Consider the following 15,747-nt stretch of genomic DNA (forward strand, 5'->3'; position numbering starts at 1 on the left):
CCCCGTCAGGGAGGTTGGGACCCCATGCACACGAGGACGCGTCGCGCTGTCATCGGGACGGCGGCGATATCTCTGGCACTCACCCTCGGCGCCTGCGGAAAGGCGGGCGGCGGTGACGACGACGGCGACGACAAGACGATCGGGCTGTTGCTCCCGGAGAACAAGACCACGCGCTACGAGAGCTTCGACAAGCCGCTCATCGAGAAGAAGATCAAGGCGCTCTGCTCCGACTGCACGGTGAAGTACAACAACGCGTCGGAGAGTTCGGACACCCAGAAGAAGCAGTTCGACGGCATGGTCGCGCAGGGCGTCAAGGTGATCATCCTCGACGCGGTGGACGCCGAGTCCGTCCGCTCCTGGGTGGACCGCGCGGCCAAGAAGGACGTCCAGGTGGTCGCGTACGACCGGCTGGCCGAGGGCGACATCTCCGCCTACGTCTCCTACGACAACTACAAGATCGGCCAGCTCCAGGGCAAGGCCATGCTGGAGGCGCTGGGTGACAGGGCGAAGGAGAGCGAGCTGGTGATGCTCAACGGCTCGCCCACCGACCCCAACGCGCCGCTCTACAAGCGGGGCGCGCACAGCGTGCTCGACAAGAAGATCAAGGGCGTGGTCTACGAGCAGGACGTGCCCAACTGGGAGCCGGAGCAGGCCAACAAGAAGATGAAGGCCGCCATCACCAAGCTCGGTGACGACGGCTTCGACGGCGCCTACATCGCCAACGACGGAATGGCCGGCGGCGCCCTCACCGCGATGCGGAAGGCCGGGGTCACCGATGTGCCGGTGGGTGGCCAGGACGCCGAACTCGCCGGCCTCCAGCGGATCGTGCAGGGCCAGCAGGCGTACACCATCTACAAGGCGATCAAGCCGGAGGCCGAGACCACGGCCGAGATCGCGGTGCGGCTGCTCCAGGACAAGAAGATCGACGACCTCGTCCCGCGCACGGTCGACAGCCAGAGCAAGAAGAAGGTCCCGGCCCAGCTGTACAGCGCCAAGATCGTGACCAAGGACAACATCAAGGACACGGTCATCAAGGACAAGGTCTACACCGTCGAGCAGATCTGCACGAAGCAGTACGCGAAGGCCTGCGCCGACGCGGGTATCAAGTAGCGGCCGGGGCGGGACGGTTCGGCCGTCCGGCCGCGCCCGCCCCACCCGTCGCGCCCTACGTCATCTCGCTCACCCTCCCCGTCCGCCCTCCGTCCCGCGGGCCGCCCACCGCGTCCGCCGGGAGCCCGCCAGCCGGTGGACGGGGCACACCGGGCCGGTGCCGGGCGGCCGTTCCGGTAACCACGCACCACCGTCGCGAGCGCGCGGCCCCGCGCGCACCAGGAGTTGATGCACCGTGTCCGCTACGCCGCAGCTCGCGCTGCGCGGGGTCTCCAAACGGTTCGGCGCCGTCCAGGCGCTGACCAAGGTCGACCTGGAGATCCGGACCGGCGAAGTCGTCGCCCTCGTGGGGGACAACGGCGCCGGGAAGTCCACCCTCGTCAAGACCGTCGCCGGGGTGCACCCCATCGACAGCGGAACGGTGGAGTGGGAGGGTAGGCCCGTCTCCATCCACCGGCCGCACGACGCGCAGAGCCTCGGAATCGCCACCGTCTACCAGGACTTGGCGCTCTGCGACAACCTCGACGTGGTCGCCAACCTCTTCCTCGGCAGCGAGCTGCGCTCCGCCACCGTCCTGGACGAGATCGCCATGGAGAAGCGCGCCAGGGAGCTGCTGGAGACGCTGTCCATCCGCATCCCCAGCGTCCGTATCCCGGTGGCCTCGCTCTCCGGCGGGCAGCGGCAGGTGGTGGCCATCGCCAGGGCGCTGATCGGCGACCCCCGGGTGGTGATCCTCGACGAGCCCACCGCCGCGCTCGGCGTCGAGCAGACCGCGCAGGTGCTCGACCTGGTCGAGCGGCTCCGGCAGCGCGGGCTGGGCGTCATCCTGATCAGCCACAACATGGCCGACGTGCGCGCGGTCGCGGACCGGGTGGCCGTCCTGCGGCTCGGCCGGAACAACGGTGTCTTCCGGCTGGCGGACACCTCCCACGAGGAGATCGTCGCCGCGATCACGGGAGCGGCGGACAACGCCGTCACCCGGCGCGAGGCCCGCACCACGGAGGGGTCGAAGTGAGTGACACCGCCAGGACCGAGCCGGGGGCCCAGCCCGACGCGGCTGCCCCCGCCGACCCCGCCGACCAGGCGGCCGCGAGCGGCGCCACCCCGGTGGCCGACCCACGGCTGCTCGTCCGCGAGCAGGGGGTACGCGGCTACCTGACCGACTTCCGGCGCCGGGTGCGCAGCGGCGAACTGGGTTCGCTGCCGGTGGTCGTCAGCCTGATCCTGATCGCGATCGTCTTCCAGTCGCTGAACGGCAAGTTCCTCTCGGCCGGCAGCCTCAGCGACATCAGCGTGTACATCGCGGGCACCGGCATCATGGCGACCGGCATCGTCTTCGTCCTGCTGCTGGGCGAGATCGACCTGTCGGTCGGCTCCGTCGCCGGGGTCGGCGCGGCGGTGTGGGCGGTGCTGAGCGTCACCCACGACGTCGGGGACTGGACGGGCGTCGTCCTCGCCCTCGGCGCGGGGCTGGTGATCGGCGGGCTGCACGGCTTCTTCTTCGCCAAGGTGGGCGTGCCCGCCTTCGTGGTGACCCTCGCCGGGTTCCTCGGGTGGAGCGGCCTCCAGATCTGGCTGATGGGCTCGGAGGGGAGCATCAACACCCCCGCGGGCAGCGTCGTCGAGGACCTGACCGGCTTCTACTTCGAGGACATCGCCGCCGCCTACGGCCTGGCCGCGGTGGCGACCGCCGCGTACGCGGGCTCGCTGCTGTGGGACGCCCGGCGGCGCCGCGCCGCCCGGCTGCCCTTCCGTCCCATGACCGAGATCGGGCTGCGGACGGGCGTGCTGGCGGTGGTCGTGTTCGCCGCCGCGTACATCCTCAACCAGTCGCGCGGGCTGCCGCTGGCCCTGGTGCTGTTCCTCACGGTGCTGGTCATCGCCGACTTCACGGTGCGCAGGACGACCTTCGGGCGCCAGGTCTTCGCCGTCGGTGGGAACGCCGAGGCGGCGCGGCGCGCGGGCATCCCCGTCGACCGGATCCGGATCACCGTCTTCGCGATCTCCGGCATGTTGGCGGCCTTCGGCGGACTGTTCATCGCCAGCCTCGCGGGGGGCGCCAGCAAGAACCTCGGCGGGGACAACACCCTGATGAACGTGATCGCCGCCGCCGTGATCGGCGGGACCAGCCTCTTCGGGGGCCGGGGCAAGATCTGGTCGGCGCTGCTGGGCATCCTGGTGATCCAGTCCATAGAGCAGGGCCTGAACCTGCTCGGCAAGCCCAGCGAGATCCAGTTCATGATCACCGGTGCGGTGCTGCTCGCCGCCGTGGTGATCGACTCGGTCTCGCGCCGAACCCAGCGAACCGCCGGACGCACCTGACGCGCGGCCCCGGCCGCCCGAGCGCGCCGCCCGCTCCCTCCGCCGCTCCGATCCGCCCGGCCCGCGTCGCCGCCCCGTCCGTGTGCGGGTGGCGGGCGGCCGGGCGCGGGCCATCGGGGTGGGCCGGTGGGCGCCCGCGCGGGGACGCGGCCGGGCCGCTCCGGCCCCCGGCCGGGCGCCATTGGCGTGAGCCGGATCGCACCGGGCAGGCTTCGTCCCCGTCGGGGGAACATTAGACTCGTCGGGTCGGGCACGGAGGCCCACCCGGGTCAGGTTCCCGGGCTGCGCCCGTGGCGCGACCCCGCGGGGTCGCGGGCGTTCCAGACGGCCGGCCGGGCACCCGGCGGGTGCCGCGCCGGAGGCGCGCGGGCCGGGCACCACCGACAGCACGGGCAGACAGACGGATCGGCATGGTTCGACACCAAGGAGGCACAGTGCAGCAGGTGCCGCGCGAGGCGCGACGGCCCGGTGCGGGGGCGGGCAACGGTGGGGAACTGCTGAAGCGCATCTCAGGCCCGCGTGATCTGGACGGACTCTCCCCGGAACAGCTGGAGCGGCTGGCCGCCGAGATCCGCGCGTTCCTGGTCTCGGAGGTCGCCAAGACCGGTGGGCATCTCGGCCCCAACCTCGGCGTGGTGGAGTTGACGATCGCGCTGCACCGGGTCTTCGAGTCCCCCCGGGACCGGGTGCTGTTCGACACCGGACACCAGTCGTACGTGCACAAACTGCTCACCGGACGGCAGGACTTCAGCAGGCTGCGGGCCAAGGGGGGCCTCTCCGGCTACCCCTCCCGGGCCGAGTCCGAGCACGACGTCATCGAGAACTCCCACGCGTCGACGGTGCTGGGCTGGGCCGACGGCCTCGCCAAGGCGAACGAGGTGCGCGGAACCAGTGACCACGTGGTCGCCGTCATCGGGGACGGCGCGCTGACCGGCGGTATGGCCTGGGAGGCGCTGAACAACATCGCCGCCGCCAAGGACCGTCCGCTGGTCATCGTCGTCAACGACAACGAGCGCTCCTACGAGCCGACCATCGGCGGGCTGGCCAACCACCTCGCCACCCTGCGCACCACCGACGGCTACGAGCGCTTCCTCGCCCGGGGCAAGGAGATGCTCAACCGCACCCCCGTCGTGGGCCGCCCGCTGTACGGCACCCTGCACGGCGCGAAGAAGGGCCTGAAGGACTTCATCGCGCCGCAGGGCATGTTCGAGGACCTGGGCCTGAAGTACGTCGGCCCGATCGACGGGCACGACATGGCCGCCGTCGAGTCGGCCCTGCTGCGCGCCAAGCGGTTCGGTGGCCCGGTGCTGGTGCACTGCCTCACCGAGAAGGGCCGTGGCTACCAGCCGGCGCGGCAGGACGAGGCGGACCAGTTCCACTCGGTGGGCGTGATCCACCCGGACACCGGACTGCCGGTCAAGTCCTCGGGCGCCGACTGGACGTCGGTCTTCAGTGAGGAGATGGTCACGCTCGGCCGGGAGCGGCCGGACATCGTCGCCATCACCGCGGCCATGATGCGCCCCACCGGGCTGAACGCCTTCGCGCGGCGCTTCCCCGACCGGGTCTACGACGTGGGCATCGCCGAACAGCACGGCGCCGTCTCGGCGGCCGGGCTCGCCACCGGCGGGCTCCACCCCGTCTTCGCGGTCTACGCCACCTTCCTCAACCGCGCCTTCGACCAACTGCTGATGGATGTGGCGCTGCACCGGTGCGGCGTCACCTTCGTGCTGGACCGCGCGGGCGTCACCGGTTCGGACGGCGCCTCGCACAACGGCATGTGGGACATGTCGGTGCTCCAGTGCGTGCCGGGGTTGCGGCTCGCCGCCCCGCGCGACGCCGACCAGCTGCGGGCGCAGCTGCGGGAGGCCGTCGAGGTGGACGACGCGCCGACGGTCGTCCGCTTCTCCAAGGGCGCCGTCGGGCCGCCGGTGCCCGCGGTCGGCCGGGTCGGCGGTATGGACGTGCTGCGCGAGGCGGGCGTGCCCCACCCCGACGTGCTGCTGGTCTCGGTCGGGGCGCTGGCCCCGATGTGCCTGGAGGTCGCCGATCTGCTGGACAAGCAGGGCATCTCCACCACCATCGTCGACCCGCGCTGGGTCAAGCCGGTGGACGAGGAACTGGCGCCGCTCGCCGAGGGGCACCGGGTGGTCGTCACCGTCGAGGACAACAGCCGTGCCGGCGGCGTGGGTTCGGCCGTCGCGCAGGCGCTGCGGGACGCGGGCGTGGACATGCCGCTGCGGGACTTCGGTATCCCGCCGCGCTTCCTCGACCACGGCTCCCGCGCGGAGGTCCTGGCCGAGGTGGGCCTCACGGCGCCGGACATCTCCCGCCAGGTCACCGGCCTCGTCGCCCGGCTGGACGGCCGGTACGAGACGGAGCGCGCGGAGCGGCTGGACCCGGACCGCACCGTCCGGGACTGAACCGCGGATCGCTCCCCGGCCGCCGGTGGCCTCGCCGCTGGCGGCCGGGGAGCGTTCGTGTCCGGGCCCGCCCGGTCGCGGATCGGCGCCCCGCAGACGGCCCCGGGAGACGCTGAGCGGCGCCCAACGGCGGTGAACTCCCCGCGCCCCGGGGGTGTTCGGGGCATGGGGCGGCGGTGGCCGGGAGCCGACCCCGGCCCGGTGCGACAGCCGCTAAACCGGTGGACCGTACTGACACCCCGGCCGATAAATTGGTGGCTATGCCATCGTCCGCCGAGCCGCCGTATTCTCCGTCACCCACCCGTGGACCGGCCGTCGGAGCACCGACGGAGGACGCCGAACCGGAGGCGTCCGGGCACCCGGCCAGACCCGGCACCCGGGTACCGTCCCCCCGGCGGCCGGGGGGACCGCCCGCGCTCGCCCCGGAGCCCGGCACCGAGCGGAGACGGTTCTGGCTGAGTCTGCTGCCGACCCTGGCGGCGCTGACCGTCATCACCCGGCTTCCCTCCTTCGCCCGCACGCTGTGGAACCCGGACGAGGGCTTCGTCGCCACCCAGGCCCGGCAACTGGCCGACGGGGGCGTGCTCTACGACACCGTCGTCGACCGCAAACCGCCGCTGCTGCCCTGGCTCTACCAGGGCGCGTTCGCGCTGTTCGGCGCCGACTCGCTCTGGCCGCTGCGGGTGGTGGCGATCGTCGCCGTCCTGCTCGGGGCGGTGCTGATCGCCTCGATGGGCAGGCACCGCTGGGGAGCGGTGGGTGGCTGGTCCGCCGGGGTCCTGTTCGTGCTCGTCTCCGTGGGGCTCAACCCGGAGGACACCCAGGCGGCGAGCTTCGGCCTGTTCATGATGGTGTGGACGGTGCTGGCCATGTGGTGTGCCGAGCGTGGTCACTGGGCCGCCGCGGGCCTCGCCCTGGCCGGGGCGGTACTGACCAAGCAGACCGGCGGAGCCGTGCTGCTGCCGATGTTGTTCGTGCTCTGGCGCTCCCGCGCCGGATGGGTCGCGGCGGCCAGGCTGCTGGCCGGTTCGGCGCTGCCGGTGCTGGCCGTCGCCGTGGCCTACGGCCCGGCGACCTTCCTGTACTGGATGGCCACCGGCTCCGGCTCGTACGCCTCGGTGAAGGGCGCTGGGACGCTGGCGCTGGTCCGGGCGGTGGGCAGCGGCGCGCTGCTCGTGCTGGCGCTGCTGCCGGTGCTGTGCGCGCTGGGCTACGTCCTGGCCCGGCGCCGTCGGGAACTGGGGCCGATGGCGGACCTGCTGGTGTGGCTGGGCGCCTCGGCGATGGCGGTCACCGTGGGCTTCCAGTTCTTCGGGCACTACTTCCTCCAGCTGGTGCCCGCGCTGGCGCTGATCGGCGCCGGGGCCCTCGCCGCGCTGAGCGCCCGGCGGGTGATGGCCGTCCTCGCGGCCACCGCGGTGATCGCCTCCGGCTACATGGGCTGGGGCTTCCTCGCGGACCGTACGGAACTCGACCACGCGCACCGGGTCGCGCTCGCGGTCCGCGACCGGACCGCGCCGGACGAACCGGTGCTGCTGTGGGGCATGCACCCCGAGGGGTACTGGCTCGCCCAGCGCCCCCCGGCCTCCCGCTACCTCACCGCGGGCTTCCTGACCAACTTCAGCGGCGGACGCGGCGGGGTGCGTGTGGGGGAGCAGTACGCGATGGAGGGCGCCTGGCCGTACTTCCGGCGGGAACTGGCCGAGAACCCGCCCGCCGTGGTAGTCGACGACGCGCGGGGCGCCGCGTACGGGATCGAGCGGACGCCGACGCTCCGCGCCGTTCTGGAGCGGGACTACGAGCGGACCGACACGATCGGCGGCGCGGTCTTCTACGTCCGCACCGCCATCCCCTGACCGGACCCCCGAGGCGCCCGGCGACCCCGGGGCACGACGGAGGGGCCGGTCAACTGACCGGCCCCTCCGCTGGGTTCGGGCCGGGCGGTGTCCGCCGGCCCGGTGCCCGGTGTCACGCCGGGACGCTGGCGACCCCGTTCTCCAGGAACTTCTCGCCGGTCACGCGCTCGCTGACGCCCTCGCGGTCCAGGTACGGCGTGATGCCGCCCAGGTGGAAGGGCCACCCGGCGCCGGTGATCAGGCACAGGTCCACATCCTGCGCCTCGGCGACCACGCCCTCGTCCAGCATCAGCCGGATCTCCTGCGCGATCGCGTCCAGCGCGCGGTCGCGCACCTGCTCCTCGGTCAGCACGGTCGAGCCGGTCTCGAAGAGCGCGGCCACCTCCGGGTCCAGCTCCGGGGCGCCGGAGTCGTAGGTGTAGAGGTTCCGCTTCCCGGCTTCCACGACCCGGCCCAGGTTCTCCGAGACGCCGAAGCGGTTCGGGAAGGCGGCGTGCAGGGTTCCGGCGACGTGGTGCGCCACCGCCGGGCCGACCAGCTCCAGCAGCACGATCGGCGACATCGGCAGCCCGAGCGGGGCGAGCGCGCGGTCCGCCACCTCGACCGGGGTGCCCTCGTCGATGGAGCGCAGCACCTCACCGAGGAAGCGCGTCAGCACCCGGTTGACGACGAACGCCGGGGCGTCCTTGACCAGGACCGCGGTCTTCTTCAGCGTCTTGGCCACGCTGAACGCGGTGGCCAGCGAGGCGTCGTCGGTCTGCTCGCCGCGCACGATCTCCAGCAGCGGGAGGATCGCCACGGGGTTGAAGAAGTGGAAGCCGACGACCCGCTCCGGGTGCTGGAGCCGCGAGGCCATCTCCGTGACGGAGAGCGAGGAGGTGTTGGTGGCGAGGATCGCCTCCGCCGGGACCACGGCCTCGACCTCGGCGAACACCTTCTGCTTCAGGCCCATCTCCTCGAAGACGGCCTCGATGACGAAGTCCGCGTCCGAGAACCCGGCGGCCTTGTCGAGCGTGCCGGTCACCAGCGCCTTCAGCCGGTTCGCCTTGTCCTGGTTGACCCGGCCCTTGAGCAGGAGCTTGTCGATCTCCTCGTGGCAGTAGGCCACACCCTTGTCGACCCGCTCCTGGTCGATGTCGGTCAGCACGACCGGCACCTCCAGGCGTCGCGCGAACAGCAGCGCCAGCTGCGAGGCCATCAGCCCCGCGCCGACCACACCCACCTTGTTGACGGGGCGGGCGAGCGACTTGTCCGGGGCACCGACCGGGCGCTTGGCCCGCCGCTGCACCAGGTTGAAGGAGTAGAGCCCGGCCCGCAGCTCACCCGTCATGATCAGGTCGGCGAGCGCGGTGTCCTCGGCCTCGAAGCCCTGACGCAGATCGCCGTTCCTGGCGGCGTCGATGATGTCCAGCGCGCGGTAGGCGGCGGGGGCCGCCCCGTGCACCTTGCTGTCCGCGATCTCGCGGCCGCGCCGCACGGCCTCGTCCCAGGCGTCGCCCCGGTCTAGCTCCGGACGGACCACGTCGGTCTTCCCGTTCAGCACGGAGGCGGTCCAGCGCAGCGACTCCTCCAGGAAGTCGGCGCCCTCGAACAGCACGTCGGCGATGCCCAGTTCGTAGACCTGGGCGCCCTTGAGCTGCTTGTTCTGGTTGAGCGAGTTCTCGATGATGACGGAGACCGCGCGCTCCGGCCCGACCAGGTTCGGCAGCAGCGTGCAACCGCCCCAGCCCGGGATCAGGCCGAGGAAGACCTCCGGCAGCGAGAACGCGGGCACCGCCTTGGAGACGGTGCGGTAGGAGCAGTGCAGCCCCACCTCGACACCGCCGCCCATGGCGGCCCCGTTGTAGTACGCGAAGGTCGGCACGGCCAGCTTCCCCAGCCGGGAGAAGACGGCGTGTCCACCCTCCCCGATCAGCTTCGCGTGCTCCCGCTCACGCAGCACCTCGACGCCCTTGAGGTCGGCGCCGACGGCGAAGATGAACGGCTTGCCGGTGATCCCGACGCCCGTCACCTCGCCGTCCGCGGCCTCCTTCTCGACCTGGTCCAGGGCCGCGTCCAGCCGCGCCAGCGACCGCGGCCCGAAGGTGGTCGGCTTGGTGTGGTCGAACCCGTTGTCCAGCGTGATCAGCGCGAACCGGCCCGCCCCGTCCGGCAGGTCGAGGTGGCGTACGTGCGCCTCGGTCACGACCTCGTCGGGAAACTGCTCGGCCGCCGTGTTCAGCAGCTCGGCGGTGGTGGTCACTTGCCTGCCCCCTCGTGGTGCGGGTTCTCCCAGATGACGGTTCCGCCCATGCCGAAGCCGACGCACATGGTGGTCAGCCCGTAACGGACGTGCGGCTGCTCCTCGAACTGCCGCGCCAGCTGCGTCATCAGACGCACGCCGGAGGAGGCCAGCGGGTGGCCGTAGGCGATGGCGCCGCCGTACTGGTTGACCCGGGGGTCGTCATCGGCGATGCCGTAGTGGTCGAGCAGCGCCAGGACCTGGACGGCGAACGCCTCGTTGATCTCGAACAGGCCGATGTCCTCAATGGACAGCCCCGCCTGCCGCAGCGCCTTCTCGGTGGCCGGCACCGGCCCGATCCCCATGACCTCCGGGGCGACCCCGGCGAAGGCGTAGGAGACCAGCCGCATCCGCACCGGCAGGCCCAGCTCCCGGGCCACGTCCTCGGCGGCGATCAGCGAGGCGGTCGCCCCGTCGTTCAGCCCGGCCGCGTTGCCCGGGGTGACCCGGCCGTGCGCGCGGAAGGGCGTCTTGAGGGAGGCCAGGTTCTCCAGGGTGGTGCCCGGCCGCATGGGCTCGTCCGCGGTGGCGAGGCCCCAGCCGGTCTCGCCACCCTCGGGGCTGGTGCGCCGGATGGAGACGGGCACCAGGTCCTGCTGGATGCGGCCGTCGGCGTAAGCCTTGGCCGCCTTCTCCTGGCTGCGCACCGCGTACTCGTCGGCGCGGGCCTTCGTCAGGTGCGGGAACCGGTCGTGCAGGTTCTCCGCCGTCATGCCCATGAACAGGGCGGACTGGTCGACCAGCTTCTCGGAGACGAACCGGGGGTTGGGGTCGACGGCTTCGCCCATCGGATGCCGCCCCATGTGCTCGACGCCGCCGGCCACCACGACGTCGTACGCCCCGAAGGAGACGGACCCGGCGGTGGTGGTGACGGCCGTCATCGCACCCGCGCACATGCGGTCGATGGAGTACCCGGGCACGGTCTCCGGGAGCCCGGCGAGGATACCGGCGGTGCGGCCCAGGGTCAGGCCCTGGTCACCGATCTGGGTCGTCGCGGCGACGGCCACCTCGTCCACCCGCTCCGGGGGCAGACTCGGGTTGCGGCGCAGCAGCTCGCGGATGCACTTGACGACCAGGTCGTCGGCGCGGGTCTCGTGGTAGATGCCCTTGGGGCCCGCCTTGCCGAACGGGGTGCGGACGCCGTCGACGAAGACGACATCCCTAGCGGTACGAGGCACGTGGCTCTCCTCCAGGTGCGGCCGGGAGTCCGGGGGTGTCTCCCCCGGGGGGAGAAAGCTACCGCTGCCGGACGGTGCGCTTCCCGACCCTATGCTACTTGTGGGTAACCGCTGGGCAAGGCCGGGTCACGGTGAGGGGCACACGTCACATCGCGCCCGCGGGCGGTCGCCCGGAACCGGAATCCCCGCCGCCGGACGTGGCGGTCCCCGAACCCGCTGACCTGGGGGGCGCGGGCAGCCGCGCGGCGGCCGGCCGGCTCAGGACGGCTCGGTGTGCAGGGCCTCGCTGAGGAGCTGACCGGTCTGCTCGATCTGCCACTCCCGGGCCCCGAGGCCACGCAGTACCTGCGCGATCGCGGCGCGGGTGCCCTCGGCCGGGGGCTCCCAGCACAGCCGTCGCACGGTGTCCGGGGTCAGCAGGTTCTCCTGCGGCAGGTTCAGCTCCTCGGCCCGCTCGCTCACCGCGGCCCGGGCGGCGGCCAGCCGCGCGGCGGCGGCCGGGTCCTTCTCGGCCCAGGAGCGGGGCGGCGGCGGGCCGGTCGGCTGCTGCCCCTGCTGCGGAAGCTCCGTCTCCGGCAGCCCACGGGCCCGGTCGACCGCGGCCTGCCACTGCTGGAGCTGCTTACGGCCCATCCGGTGGCCGTAGCCCGGCAGCGCGGAGAGCGCGCGCACGTCCGTGGGCAGCGCGAGCGCCGCCTCCACGATCGCCGCGTCGGTGAGCACCTTGCCGGGGGAGACGTCCCGCCGCTGCGCGACCTTGTCCCGCGTCTCCCACAGCTCCCGCACGACGGCCATCTGCCGGCGCCTGCGGACCTTGTGCATCCCGGAGGTGCGCCGCCAGGGATCCTTGCGCGGCGGAGCCGGCGGAGCCGAGGCGATCGCGGCGAACTCCTGGAGGGCCCAGTCGAGTTTGCCCTGCCGCTCCAACTCGGCCTCCAGCGCGTCCCGCAGGTCCACCAGGAGCTCGACGTCCAGGGCGGCGTAGCGCAGCCAGGGCTCGGGCAGGGGGCGCGTCGACCAGTCGACCGCGGAGTGCCCCTTCTCCAGGACGTACCCGAGGACGTTCTCGACCATCGCGCCGAGGCCCACCCGTCGGAATCCGGCCAGTCTCCCGGCCAGTTCGGTGTCGAAAAGGCGTCTGGGGCGCATGCCTATGTCCCGCAAACACGGCAGGTCCTGGGTCGCTGCGTGCAGGACCCACTCGGTGCCGGACAGCGCGGTGCCGAGTCCGGAGAGGTCGGGGCAGGCCACCGGGTCGATCAGCGCGCTGCCCGCGCCGTTCCGGCGCAGCTGGATCAGGTAGGCCCGCTGTCCGTAGCGGTAGCCCGAGGCGCGCTCGGCGTCGACGGCGACCGGTCCGCCCGCGTCCGCGAAGGCGGCGGTGACCTCGGACAGCGCTTCGGCGGTCGCGGTTACCGGGGGAATCCCCTCGCGCGGCTCCAGCAGGGGGACCGGCGCCGGACCGGAGTCCTGCGGGGGAGACTGAGCTGCGTTCGCGGGGGCGGTCTCTTGGGCGTCGGTCACCAGTAAAGGGTAGCTGTGTGTTCACAGCGGGAACGCCCGCCGACGGAACGTTCCGTCGGCGGGCGTCGGCTGAATTCGGAGGTCAGTGGATGATCCCCGTGCGTAGGGCCACCGCGACCATTCCGGCGCGGTCCCCGGTGCCGAGTTTCCGGGCGATTCGGGCGAGATGGCTCTTGACCGTCAGGGCGGACAGTCCCATCGAGACGCCGATCGCCTTGTTCGACTGGCCTTCCGCGACGAGCCGCAGCACCTCGACCTCGCGGCCGGAGAGTTCGCGGTAGCCGCCGGGGTGACCTGGACCGCCGGGAGCCGAGCCGGGGCGCCGGTGCATCCGCGCGGCGGCGGCGCCGATGGGCGCGGCGCCGTGCCGCGTCGGGAGGCCGCCGCCCAGGGTGTTCCGGGTGCCGGTGACGACGTAGCCCTTGACGCCACCGGCGAGGGCGTTCCGTACCGCGCCGATATCGTCCGCCGCGGAGAGCGCCAGTCCGTTGGGCCAGCCCGCGGCGCGGGTCTCGGACAGCAGACTGAGCCCCGAACCGTCGGGGAGGTGTACGTCAGCCACGCAGATGTCACGTGGGTTACCAACTCGGGGGCGGGCCTCCGCGATGGACGACGCCTCGATCACGTCCCGGACACCGAGAGCCCAGAGATGCCGGGTCACGGTGGAACGGACGCGGGGGTCGGCCACGACGACCATGGCCGTCGGCTTGTTAGGGCGGTAGGCGACCAGGCTTGTGGGGTGCTCAAGAAGAACAGACACCGGGCCTCCTGAGGGAGAGTGCGGGGGGACGGACCCCGGCTGGTGTCAGGGGGGATGAGCCGGGGTATTCCGTGTGGAAGGGTCACAGACCTCTTCGGCAGGCGACTCCGCTCCCTTTAGGGAGTGATCACGAACCGGTGAGGGATTTCTCGGAAATCAGACACAGTGCCGTTTGTGGCGGTGCTCGCTCCCCCCGCTGTCCGTCGCACCATGTCGCCCACCCCGTCCCCCGCCTCCCCCTGCCAGCCTGTCCCGGTCTCGCCTGGGCCCGGCGGCGGCCCGACGTCGCCGCCTCGTCCCGGCCGGACGGTGACCGGATCCGTACGCCCGCCGGTGAGCCGTGCCCCGCGCCCCGGCCGAGTCCCCGCCGCTCAGACCGGCTTGGGGCCCCGTCGCTGGGGCAGCGGGACGACCGGGGAGCCGTCGCCGCCCGGCGGCAACCCGGCGCACTGGCACAGCAGATCGCACCAGGCGACCAGGTGGGCCGCGAGGTCGGGCACGGTGTCCGGCGCGGCTCCCTCCTCGGCCCGTGGCGTCCAGCTGGCCCGGATCTCCAGTTCCGACTGGGCCGCCCGGTCGGCCAGTCCGCCGAAGGACGCCGAGGTCGAACGGGTCACCGTGCCGCTCGGCTCGTCGTACGCGGCCGAACGCGCCTCCAGCGCGCCGGTCAGCCAGGACCAGGTGACCTCCGGCAGCAGGGGGTCACCGGCCATCTCCGCCTCCAGGTCGGCGCGGCCCAGGGTGACCACCCGGAACCGCCCGCGCCAGGCGTCGTCCCCCGCGGGGTTGTGCAGCAGCACGAACCGGCCGTCGGCCAGTTCCTCGGGCTCCGCCCCGTCGCCGCCCTCCCCGGCGGCCTCCGCCACCGAGGCCTCCAGGGCGAATGCGTACGGGGCGAGCCGTCTGGGCGCCGGCAGTCCGGAGAGCCGGATCTCGGGGCGGGGGCGGGCCGCCCGGAGCGCGGCGACGGCCTGCCGGAAGGCGCTCGGCTCCCCGGGTCCCTCGTCCTGTCGCGTGCCGCCGGGGCCCTCGGACCCGGCGGAGCCCCCCGTCATCGGTGTTCGAGCCGCAGCCATGGGCGGAAGGGTAGGCGGCCCGGGCGTCCGGCGTTGGTAGGGACACCCCGCGGGGCGTGCGAGACTCGGGGCGTGAGTGCCAACCACGGGCCGAGCGGCCAGCCGACAGAGACCTCCGGCGCCGGGCGCGGCGCCCGCTCCTCCCTGGACGCCGCGGTCGCCGCCCCGCGTTCCGGCGTCCAGGACTCCGCGTTCCTGCGCGCCTGCCGCCGGGAACCGGTCCCGCACACCCCGGTGTGGTTCATGCGGCAGGCTGGCCGCTCCCTTCCGGAGTACCGGAAGGTGCGGGAGGGCACCGCGATGCTGGAGTCCTGCATGCGGCCCGACCTGGTCACCGAGATCACCCTCCAGCCGGTGCGGCGGCACGGCGTGGACGCCGCGATCTACTTCAGCGACATCGTGGTGCCGCTGAAGGCCATCGGCGTCGATCTGGACATCAAGCCGGGCGTCGGCCCGGTCGTCGAGCGGCCCATCCGCACCTGGGCCGACCTGGAGCGGCTGCGCCCGCTGGAGCCCGCGGACGTCTGGTACGTCACCGAGGCGATGGGCCAGCTCACCGGTGAGCTGGGCGCCACCCCGCTGATCGGCTTCGCCGGTGCCCCGTTCACCCTCGCCAGCTACCTGGTGGAGGGCGGCCCCTCGCGGAACCACGAGCACACCAAGGCCCTGATGTACGGCGCCCCCGAGCTGTGGGCGGCGCTTCTCGACCGGCTCGCGGACATCACCTCGGCGTTCCTCCGGGTACAGATCGAGGCCGGGGCCGCCGCGGTCCAGCTGTTCGACTCGTGGGTGGGGGCGCTGGCGCCCGCCGACTACGAGCGGTCGGTGCTGCCCGCCTCCGCGAAGGTCTTCGAGTCGGTCGCGGAATACGGCGTCCCCCGCATCCACTTCGGGGTCGGCACCGGGGAGCTGCTGCCGCTGCTCGGCCGGGCAGGGGCCGATGTGGTCGGCGCCGACTGGCGGGTGCCGCTGGACGAGGCCGCCCGGCGGGTGGGGCCCGGCAAGGCGATCCAGGGCAACCTGGACCCGGCGGTGCTCTTCGCGCCGCGCTCCGCGGTGGAGCGGCAGGCGGACCGGGTCCTGGAGTCGGCCGCCGCCCTGGAGGGCCACGTCTTCAACCTCGGCCACGGGGTGCTGCCGGACACCGACCCGGAGGCGCTCACCCGCCTCGTCTCCCACGTCCACGAGCGCACCGCCCGCTGACCCACCGGCTGGGGACC

General features: G+C 72.9%; 11 protein-coding genes. 6 read left to right on the plus strand and 5 right to left on the minus strand.

The annotated features are described in order from the left end of the window. Positions 1-24: 24 nt before the first annotated feature. The 5 genes from E0L36_RS14355 to E0L36_RS14375 all read left to right on the plus strand — a co-directional run bounded on the left by E0L36_RS14355 (position 25) and on the right by E0L36_RS14375 (position 7,708). Positions 25-1,110 (plus strand): substrate-binding domain-containing protein, encoded by a 1,086-nt coding sequence (locus tag E0L36_RS14355; RefSeq protein WP_180929410.1) that lies wholly within the window; start codon positions 25-27, stop codon positions 1,108-1,110. Between the two features lie 235 nt (positions 1,111-1,345). Beyond that, complete coding sequence (locus E0L36_RS14360) at positions 1,346-2,125, plus strand: ATP-binding cassette domain-containing protein (RefSeq protein WP_180929411.1); 780 nt, start codon at positions 1,346-1,348, stop codon at positions 2,123-2,125. Then, on the plus strand, positions 2,122-3,432 hold the full coding sequence (locus E0L36_RS14365) for a sugar ABC transporter permease (RefSeq protein WP_180929412.1): 1,311 nt from the start codon (positions 2,122-2,124) through the stop codon (positions 3,430-3,432). The genes E0L36_RS14360 and E0L36_RS14365 overlap by 4 nt, the downstream gene beginning before the upstream one ends. Positions 3,433-3,866: 434 nt before the next feature. After that, positions 3,867-5,852 (plus strand): 1-deoxy-D-xylulose-5-phosphate synthase, encoded by a 1,986-nt coding sequence (gene dxs, locus E0L36_RS14370; RefSeq protein ID WP_308416761.1) that lies wholly within the window; start codon positions 3,867-3,869, stop codon positions 5,850-5,852. Positions 5,853-6,112: 260 nt separating this feature from the next. Next, entirely contained in the window at positions 6,113-7,708 is a 1,596-nt protein-coding gene (locus E0L36_RS14375) for a glycosyltransferase family 39 protein (RefSeq protein ID WP_180929414.1), read from the plus strand. A 112-nt stretch (positions 7,709-7,820) separates the two neighbouring features. Here the strand turns inward: E0L36_RS14375 and E0L36_RS14380 are convergent, their stop codons facing one another. The 5 genes from E0L36_RS14380 to E0L36_RS14400 form a co-directional block, all read right to left on the minus strand. Next, positions 7,821-9,950 (minus strand): 3-hydroxyacyl-CoA dehydrogenase NAD-binding domain-containing protein, encoded by a 2,130-nt coding sequence (locus E0L36_RS14380; RefSeq protein WP_180929415.1) that lies wholly within the window; start codon positions 9,948-9,950, stop codon positions 7,821-7,823. Then, entirely contained in the window at positions 9,947-11,167 is a 1,221-nt protein-coding gene (locus E0L36_RS14385) for an acetyl-CoA C-acyltransferase (RefSeq protein ID WP_180929416.1), read from the minus strand. The genes E0L36_RS14380 and E0L36_RS14385 overlap by 4 nt, the downstream gene beginning before the upstream one ends. A gap of 258 nt (positions 11,168-11,425) precedes the next feature. Next, positions 11,426-12,691, minus strand: coding sequence for a ribonuclease D (locus E0L36_RS14390; protein WP_180929417.1), 1,266 nt, complete (start codon positions 12,689-12,691; stop codon positions 11,426-11,428). An 82-nt stretch (positions 12,692-12,773) separates the two neighbouring features. Then, on the minus strand, positions 12,774-13,451 hold the full coding sequence (locus E0L36_RS14395; protein WP_180929418.1) for a response regulator transcription factor: 678 nt from the start codon (positions 13,449-13,451) through the stop codon (positions 12,774-12,776). 371 nt (positions 13,452-13,822) lie between these two features. Continuing rightward, positions 13,823-14,527, minus strand: coding sequence for a DUF3000 domain-containing protein (locus E0L36_RS14400; protein ID WP_180929419.1), 705 nt, complete (start codon positions 14,525-14,527; stop codon positions 13,823-13,825). Between the two features lie 144 nt (positions 14,528-14,671). Here E0L36_RS14400 and hemE point away from each other — a divergent pair, with 144 nt between their 5' ends. Next, the gene (gene hemE, locus E0L36_RS14405; protein WP_258016266.1) at positions 14,672-15,730 is read left to right on the plus strand and encodes a uroporphyrinogen decarboxylase; all 1,059 of its coding nucleotides are present in this window, start codon (positions 14,672-14,674) and stop codon (positions 15,728-15,730) included. Positions 15,731-15,747 lie beyond the last annotated feature (17 nt).

The sequence above is a fragment of the Streptomyces sp. AJS327 genome, from assembly GCF_013450295.1.
Lineage (GTDB): Bacteria > Actinomycetota > Actinomycetes > Streptomycetales > Streptomycetaceae > Streptomyces.

Excerpts from the sequence above, each read along its gene's own strand:
- E0L36_RS14355 (WP_180929410.1), top strand. The coding sequence starts at position 25 with ATGCACACGAGGACGCGTCGCGCTGTCATCGGGACGGCGGCGATATCT.
- E0L36_RS14375 (WP_180929414.1), top strand. The coding sequence starts at position 6,113 with ATGCCATCGTCCGCCGAGCCGCCGTATTCTCCGTCACCCACCCGTGGA.
- E0L36_RS14400 (WP_180929419.1), bottom strand. The coding sequence starts at position 14,527 with ATGGCTGCGGCTCGAACACCGATGACGGGGGGCTCCGCCGGGTCCGAG.